The sequence below is a fragment of the Streptomyces sp. NPDC001093 genome (genome assembly GCF_040298985.1).
GTDB lineage: Bacteria > Actinomycetota > Actinomycetes > Streptomycetales > Streptomycetaceae > Streptomyces.
The window spans coordinates 1-7099 of sequence record NZ_JBEPBF010000063.1 but is presented as its reverse complement, the minus strand read 5'-3'; the positions used below and the strand labels follow the sequence as shown (position 1 = coordinate 7099).

Here is a 7099-nt window from a genome sequence, read left to right as displayed (position 1 = left end):
AAAGGCACACCCAGTGCGCATAGCCTTCGTTCACACGCCCATGTCCACCGTCCCTGTCCCACAACGACAGCTGTTCTGGCAGAACTTCGACATCCAGTACCACTCCACGCACCCTGGTCTTCCGCACATGAAGCGCCCCATGTGGGAACTGCCCCACTGGATGAACTGGCTCGCCGGTGTCCTCGTCGAGGCCGGTCACACCGACCTGCAGGTGATGGACCTCTACACCGAGCCGGGGGCGGTGGGGGAGACCAGCGTCCTCGACATGGAAGTGGTGCGGTCGGCCGTCCGGGCCCACCCGGCGGACTGCTACCTCTTCTCGCCGATGACCGTGAACCTGCACTTCGCCCTGCAGATCGCCGACACCGTGAAGGAGATCCACCCGCGGGCCCGTACGGTCTTCGGCGGTGTCGTGGCCACCCCGCTCGCCGAGACCGTCGCCGCACACCCCAGCGTCGACTACGTCGTCGAGGGCCGTGGCGAGTACGCGCTGCCCGCCCTCCTCGACACCCTCGACCGCGCAGGCGACCTGGCGGGAGTGGGACACCTCGTGTACCGGCGGGGCGGCACGGTGGTGCGCACCGGCCTGACCTACCCCGACATGCCGCCGCACGAACTGCCCTTCCCCAAGGTCGACCTGTTCCCCCGGTCGACCGGCGGTGACATCCGTTACCTGAGGCAGGTGTACGCGCTCGGCTGTCCCTACCGGTGCACGTTCTGCACGATCCAGACCATCGGCCAGAAGCCGTCCTACTTCCCCGTCGAGCGCGTCCTGTCGGAGATCCGCGCCTACCGCGACCACTACGGCACGCACCACAACATCTACTTCGGCGACGAGACCTTCACGCTGCACCGGGACCACACCCTCGAACTCCTCGCGGCGCTCGGCGAGGAGGGCGACATCGGGTACGACTGCCAGACCAGGCTCAACTGCCTGCTGGACGACACCGTGCTCAAGGCGCTGAAGGAGAGCGGCTGCCGCTGGGTGGAGATCGGTCTCGAGACCGGCGTGCAGTCCAGCCTCGACGAGCACAAACACCACATGAAACTGAGGGAGGTCGAGGAGACCCTGCTACGGGTCCGCGACGCGGGCCTGGCCGCCTGTGCCTTCACCGTCAACGGCTTCCCCGACCAGACGCCGGACGACATGCGGCGCAGCATCGACTTCGTCTGCTCCCTCATCGACCGGGATCTGCTCCAGGCGTCCTACCTGTTCGGCCTGGTGCCCTACCCGGGCAGCGCCATGTACGACTTCCCCGAGCGGTTCGGCATGGAGATCCTGCACCACGACTACGCCCGCTACCACGAGGACCTGCCGCCGGTGTTCCGCACCGCGCACAGCTCGCCCGACGAGGTGTACGAGGTGTTCCTCGACGGGGTCACCAGCCTCGGGCAGGCGATGGACAAGGTCCCGTACTTCTCCGGTGACCTGGTCCACCCCCGGGAAAGCTACGGCGCGTTCTGGGCCGAGGCCCATGTCTGAGCCCACCGGGCGGGTCTGGCGCCCACTCACACAGGGCGTCGGGGGCCTCGTGCTGGCCGTGGACTTCGAGCCCGCCCGCGGCGAGGCGTCCTTCGCCGACCTGGCCCCCGAACTGGCGCGGAACGGCCTGCGGGCCCTGGAGATCCGTCCGGGCGCCGTGTCCCGCACCACACCTGCCTGGGAGCAGACCCCGCAGGCCTACCTCGCCCCGTGGCTGGACGCACTCGGGGCGGCCGCCGGGAAGGTGCACGCCGTGCTCGGCCACTGTGCCGGAGCGGGCCTCGCGGCCCTGCTGGCCGGCCGGCTGTCCGACGACGGCCAGGGCCCCCTCTTCATTGCCCTCGACCCCGAGGTGCCGGACGCGGCCGACCTGCGCCGTGCCTACACCGCGGCGGTCGACTCCCTCGCCCCCCAACTGGACGAAGCGGCCCGGAGCCAGGCGTACGCGGCGGCCTGCGCTGCCGACGCCCCCGAGGAGTCGGCTGGCGGCCTCGGCGCGCTCGCCGCGTCCCTCGACACGGCCTACCGGACCGCCTGCGCCGCGGCATGCGCCGCTCTGGGCGTCCCCGACACCTTCCGGCAGCAGCTGGAGTACCGCTTCGCGTCGTACCTGGACTACCTGGTCGCCGCCGCCCGAGGCGCCGCGGCAGCACCGGCGGAACCGGACCTCACGGTGCTGTCCAGCACGTCGCGGGCCGTACTGCCGCCACCACCGCGCGGCCACAGGTACGACGTCCCGGGAGCGGCGCTGCTCGCCGACCGGGCGGTGGCCGACCTCGTACGCGCAGCACTCCTGCGTGCGTGACGTACCCGAACACCTTGGAGAGGCCGACACATGAACCCAGGTACTGCCGTCCATGCCGAGCGGCTGCGCAGGGAGCGGGCACTGCGCATCGAACGGGATCTGTACACGTACGAGCAGGGCTGGCGCCTTTACCCCGGCGACGGCGGGCTGCCGGAACAGGTGTCCGAGACGGCCCTCGCCCGTGAGACGGCGCTCGAGCACAAGGCCGCGCGGCTGCGCGCGGAGACGGGCGACGCCACCCCCACGGCTGCCGACCTGAAGTACTTCCCCGTCCTGTTCGTCAGCGCCCCGCACATCGAGGACGGCGTGACGGGCTCGTTCCCCGGCATGCCCACGCCCCTGCTGTACGCCACCTGCCTGCTGGACCGTCTGGTGCGCATCGACGAGTTCCCCGGCCCGCGCGTACCGCGGACCGTGGCGGTGCTCAACCCTGCGACGTACAACGACGCGTTCGAGCAGGAGCTGACGGACCACCTCGCCCGGTACCGGCCCGTCGTGGTCGGGGTGAGCAACCTGTCGGAAGGGCACCACTACGCGCTGCGCATCGCGCGCCTGGTGAAGCGCGAACTGCCCACCGCCATGGTGGTGTTCGGCGGCCAGCACGAGGACGGGGTGAACTCCGCCGCGTACCTCTCGGCCGCCGACCGCGTCCGGGCCATGCCGCTCAGACGCCGTGCCGCGTACCGCGACTTCGAGCTGGGAAGCACCCCGAGCACACGTCTGACGGACCTGGAGACCCTCTCGGACCCGCGCGACCGCGCCTGTGTCGACTTCGTCTTCGCGGGCGACGCGCCCTACGCCCTGGTCGAGTTCTTCCGGGCGGTCGCCGAGGCGCCGGACGGTGCGATCGACGACGTCAAGGACCTGCTGCGGGCCCGCCGGGACGACTTCGCGGGCCTGCCGGGCAGCGGCAGCGTGGCGTTCTACGACGAGGAGGCGGGCCGGGTGGAGCGGCTGCCGCTCAGCGGCACCTCCATCGACGGCAACGAACTGCCGTTCCTGGACGTGCGGGGCCTGTCCCGTCCCAACCTCTTCGAGATATTCGACAACCGGCCGACGGCCCAGATCATGGCCTGTCTGGGTTGCAAGTACGCGTGCGCGTTCTGCCACGAGTCGGCCGACGCCTTCCTCTACGCGGTGTCCAAGTTCCGGCAGCGCACGGCCGAGCACGTGGTGCACGAGATGCTGCTGCGCCGGCAGCAGGGCTACGAGGCGTTCTTCTTCGACGACAGCACCTTCACCCAGAACCCCGTCTGGCTCGACGAGTTCCTGGGCCGGATAGAGACGGTGTTCGCGCAGCCGGTGGAATGGGGCTGCCAGACCACCATCAACGACCTGGACGAGCCGACGCTGCGCCGCATGGCCCAGGTCGGCTGCAGCTACGTCTACTTCGGCGTCGAGTCGGCGATGCCCGAACCGACACAGGTGCACAAGGTGCTGCAGCTGAGCACGACCTCGGGGGGAACCAGCTGGGCCACACGGCTGCAGCAGGTGGCCGACTGGTGCCGGGACGCCGGGGTCAGGATCGGCACGTCGCTGCAGTTCGGGCTGGACGAGTCGCCCGCCGACCGGACGAACACGCTGCAACTGGTCGCCGACCTGCACCGGGAGGGCCTGGTGCCCGACAACTGCGTGTCCCTCAACATCAACAGCCCGTATCCCGGCACCCGGCAGTGGATCCGGATGCTCGGCGGTGACGACCCGATGCCCAACTACCGGGAACGGCTCGTGCGGCACAACGCCTTCGAGACGGCCCACCAGTTCTCGTCGCTGGGGACCGCCGAGGTTGAGGCGGTGTACGAGGAGGCTGTGAAAATACTCGGCCCGGCCCTGCACGCCGATCTGCTCGACCTCGCTGCCCCGACCACGGACGGCAGGTGAGCGGCGTGCGTGTGGCCGTGCTGTACGACCTGGGCTCCGCCGCCCCCATGGAGATCGTGCGCGGGGTGGGGGAGGCCGCCGACCCCGTCTTCGTGCTCGGCGACTCGCAGCACGCCCGCGAGATGCTCCCCGTGCTCTCGGAATTCTGCCCGGTCACCGTCTGGGATGGCCCCGCCCCTACGGCCGCCGCCCTGCGGGCCCTGGGCCCGGTTGACGGCATGGTCACCTTCAGCGAGCGGATGCTGCGCCCGGGCAGCGAACTCGCCGCCGAACTCGGCCTGCGCTTCCACAGCGTGGACACCGCCGTACGGCTCACCGACAAGGACGCCCAGCGTCGGGCGCTGCTGGCCGCGGGGGTCGGCAGCGCGCGGTCCCGGCGGATCTCCCGCGCCGATCAGTACGCCGGCGCGTTGGCCGAGGTCGGTCTGCCCGCCGTGGTGAAGCCCACGGTGGGGGAGGGCAGCAGGAACACCTACCGGATCGACGAGGTGGAGCAGGGCCGGGCACTGGTCTGCCGACTGCTGCCGGAAGGCGCGGACGACGTCACCTATCAGCTGGAGGAACTCCTCGTCGGTCGGGAGTCGGACCCGTTCGGCGACTACGTCAGTGTCGAGTCGCTGGTGGTGGACAAGGTGCCGCGGCACTTCGCGGTGTCGGGCAAGTTCGCGCTGGTGACGCCGTTCCGGGAGACCGGCCAGTTCTGGCCGGCGCCGTTGCCGGCGGCGGAACTCGCCGAGGTGGAAGCCCTCGTCGATGCGGCCCTGGCCGCCCTCGGCGTGACGCACGGCCTGACCCACACGGAGATCAAGCTGACCCCGCAGGGCCCTCGGATCATCGAGGTGAACGGCCGGGCAGGCGGCTTCATCAACGAACTGGTCCGTCGCTGTCTGGGCGTCGACCTCATGTCCGTCGCGGCAGCCGCCGGCGCCGGCGCCGACATCGCCGCGCTGCCCCCCGTACCGCCGGGCGTGCACTACCAGTTCAGCAGCCTGGCGCCCCCCGACGCGCGGGCGGTCCGCCGCATCGAGGGCGTCGCCGCGGCCCGGAAGGAACCGGGCGTCAGCTCCTACCGGCCGTTGGTGCACGCTCCCGCGCCGCTCAGTGCGGGTGTGGCCACACAGGAGCTGGACCTGCTGTGCGGTTCGGCCCGGGACCACATGGACATGTTCCGCACGATCCACGCCGTGATGAGGGCCCTGGAGTTCACCTTCACCACGCGGGCAGGGGCCGAGGAAACCGTCCCTGGCACCGCGCTTCCGTCGGCTGCCTCGCTGGAGCACTGGCTCACAGCCGAGGGGCTGAGGCCACCGTCCTGACGGCCCTACCCGTCACCCGATCCGAACGAATTCTGTCATCCGCCTCTAGCCTCGCGCTTTCGCGAGTGAGGTTGTCCGGGCCTTTATCAAATAAGCGGAGAGTGCTGCTGACCTGCAACGATGGGACTTGTCGTGGGTTCTGTCAGCTGCGAGGAAAGAAGCACTCTCCAGGTGAAGGTGCGACACGAAGTCGCGTGCGTGGAGTGGATGCTCTTGGAGAGGGGGTCGGCGGTGTCGCCGATGACAGGGTAGTCCCGGGTCCGTGTCCGATGACCCGTTCCCACCCGGACGTGCGTCGCTGGGAACGGCGGGGTACGAAGCTCCGGGAGAGGCCCAAGGGCCCCCTGTTCCACCCGGGGGCAACAGGCAAGGGGAAGGCCGGACGGGCGAACACTCGTGAATCCTCGATGACGCCTCGTGAGAGAAAGCCCCGCAGGTGGGACGCAGGAGCGGGGTGCAGGGCGGGCCGCTGCGATGCGGCAGGCGCCGGGCGGATGATTCACGCCGCTCGGGAGGACACCACCGCCCCGGGGCATAGAGGGCGCCCAACCCGGCCGCATCTCGCGCGCGCGGAACGTGGAAACCCCGACGGAGGCCGCCGGTTGACGGCGGTGGGCCGACCGCGAGGAAGGCTGACGTCTCCGGCGGGACAGGACGGCTCAAGAAGCGAATGCCGGTGGGCCGAAAGGCCAGGGGAAACCGGGACAGCACATGTAGCGGCCTCTCCGCTGCGGTCCTGGCCAACTCGCCGGATACCGGGCCGCTGCCCGGGTCCGAAAGGACGCAGACGTGAGCCGGGTGAGCCTGTGAGGAGGGACGATGGCAACAGCGGCAGTACCGAAGGACGAGTTGGACGCCCCGACGGTGGTCGGGGTGAACGGACCGGAGGGCGACTTCTTCGCGGACTGGGACAGCATTGAAGGAGCTGCGCCCCGCCCTCAGAAGTTGGTTGGGAGCAAGAAGAACGCTCCCGCGGCCAGAGGGTCAAGCCTTTGAAGCCGTCTTCGCGTCGACCTCGGCGAAGAACTCGTCGGCCACCTCCCGGGCGCGCGGCAGATCAGCCAGCGGCTCGCCCACCATGCGGCTGGCCAGCTCAGTAGCCAGCCCGAAAACATCCTCGCGGAGCTCTGCCTCGGCCAGGATGCGGTCGGCGTCCAGCTGCACCTTCGCCTCGGCGATCAACTTTTCACGCACCTGCTGTCCCTCGGCGCGCAGCGCGGCGATGAGCGCGGCACCTTCCTCGGTCGCCGCCTGACGGGTCTGTGCAGCCTCGTGCCGGGCGGCGCTCAGCTCAGCCTGGTATTCAGCGTAGATACGCGCGGCCTCCGCGCGAGCCTCCTCCGACTGCTCAAGACGACCCTCGATCGCGTCGTCACGCGCTGCCAGAGTCTTCTCAAGGCGGGGAAGCAGGACCTTCGCCATAATGGCCCATACCGGCACGAAACAAATCAGTGCAACTATTAGGTCGAGGATTTTCGGTTCAAGAGGCCCCATATTCACAATCGTATCAGCGCCTCTCAGTGGGCGGTTCGTGAGTCTTTGAGTGGATCTGCTGTCGCCTGATGGTGTGGCGGCGGGGCGGAATCTGCCGGCCCGCGGTGGTTGATCTGGTGA

At 69.7% G+C, this 7099-nt stretch carries 5 protein-coding genes; 4 read left to right on the top strand and 1 reads right to left on the bottom strand.

The genetic code is table 11. From position 1 onward, the window contains the following. Positions 1 to 40 precede the first annotated feature (40 nt). Genes ABT288_RS27630 through ABT288_RS27615 form a run of 4 tightly spaced genes read left to right on the top strand, consistent with a single transcriptional unit; the run spans position 41 to position 5485 of the window. Positions 41 to 1483, top strand: coding sequence for a B12-binding domain-containing radical SAM protein (locus ABT288_RS27630; RefSeq protein WP_351613009.1), 1443 nt, complete (start codon positions 41 to 43; stop codon positions 1481 to 1483). Next, on the top strand, positions 1476 to 2288 hold the full coding sequence (locus ABT288_RS27625) for a hypothetical protein (protein WP_351613007.1): 813 nt from the start codon (positions 1476 to 1478) through the stop codon (positions 2286 to 2288). Before ABT288_RS27630 ends, ABT288_RS27625 begins: the two co-directional genes overlap by 8 nt. Before the next feature lie 30 nt (positions 2289 to 2318). Then, positions 2319 to 4169 (top strand): B12-binding domain-containing radical SAM protein, encoded by a 1851-nt coding sequence (locus ABT288_RS27620; protein WP_351613004.1) that lies wholly within the window; start codon positions 2319 to 2321, stop codon positions 4167 to 4169. Further along, positions 4166 to 5485, top strand: coding sequence for an ATP-grasp domain-containing protein (locus ABT288_RS27615; RefSeq protein WP_351613001.1), 1320 nt, complete (start codon positions 4166 to 4168; stop codon positions 5483 to 5485). Before ABT288_RS27620 ends, ABT288_RS27615 begins: the two co-directional genes overlap by 4 nt. Before the next feature lie 984 nt (positions 5486 to 6469). On the opposite strand, the gene ABT288_RS27610 is transcribed toward ABT288_RS27615, so the two are convergent. Further along, on the bottom strand, positions 6470 to 6979 hold the full coding sequence (locus tag ABT288_RS27610) for a F0F1 ATP synthase subunit B family protein (RefSeq protein ID WP_351612999.1): 510 nt from the start codon (positions 6977 to 6979) through the stop codon (positions 6470 to 6472). Between the last annotated feature and the right edge of the window lie 120 nt (positions 6980 to 7099).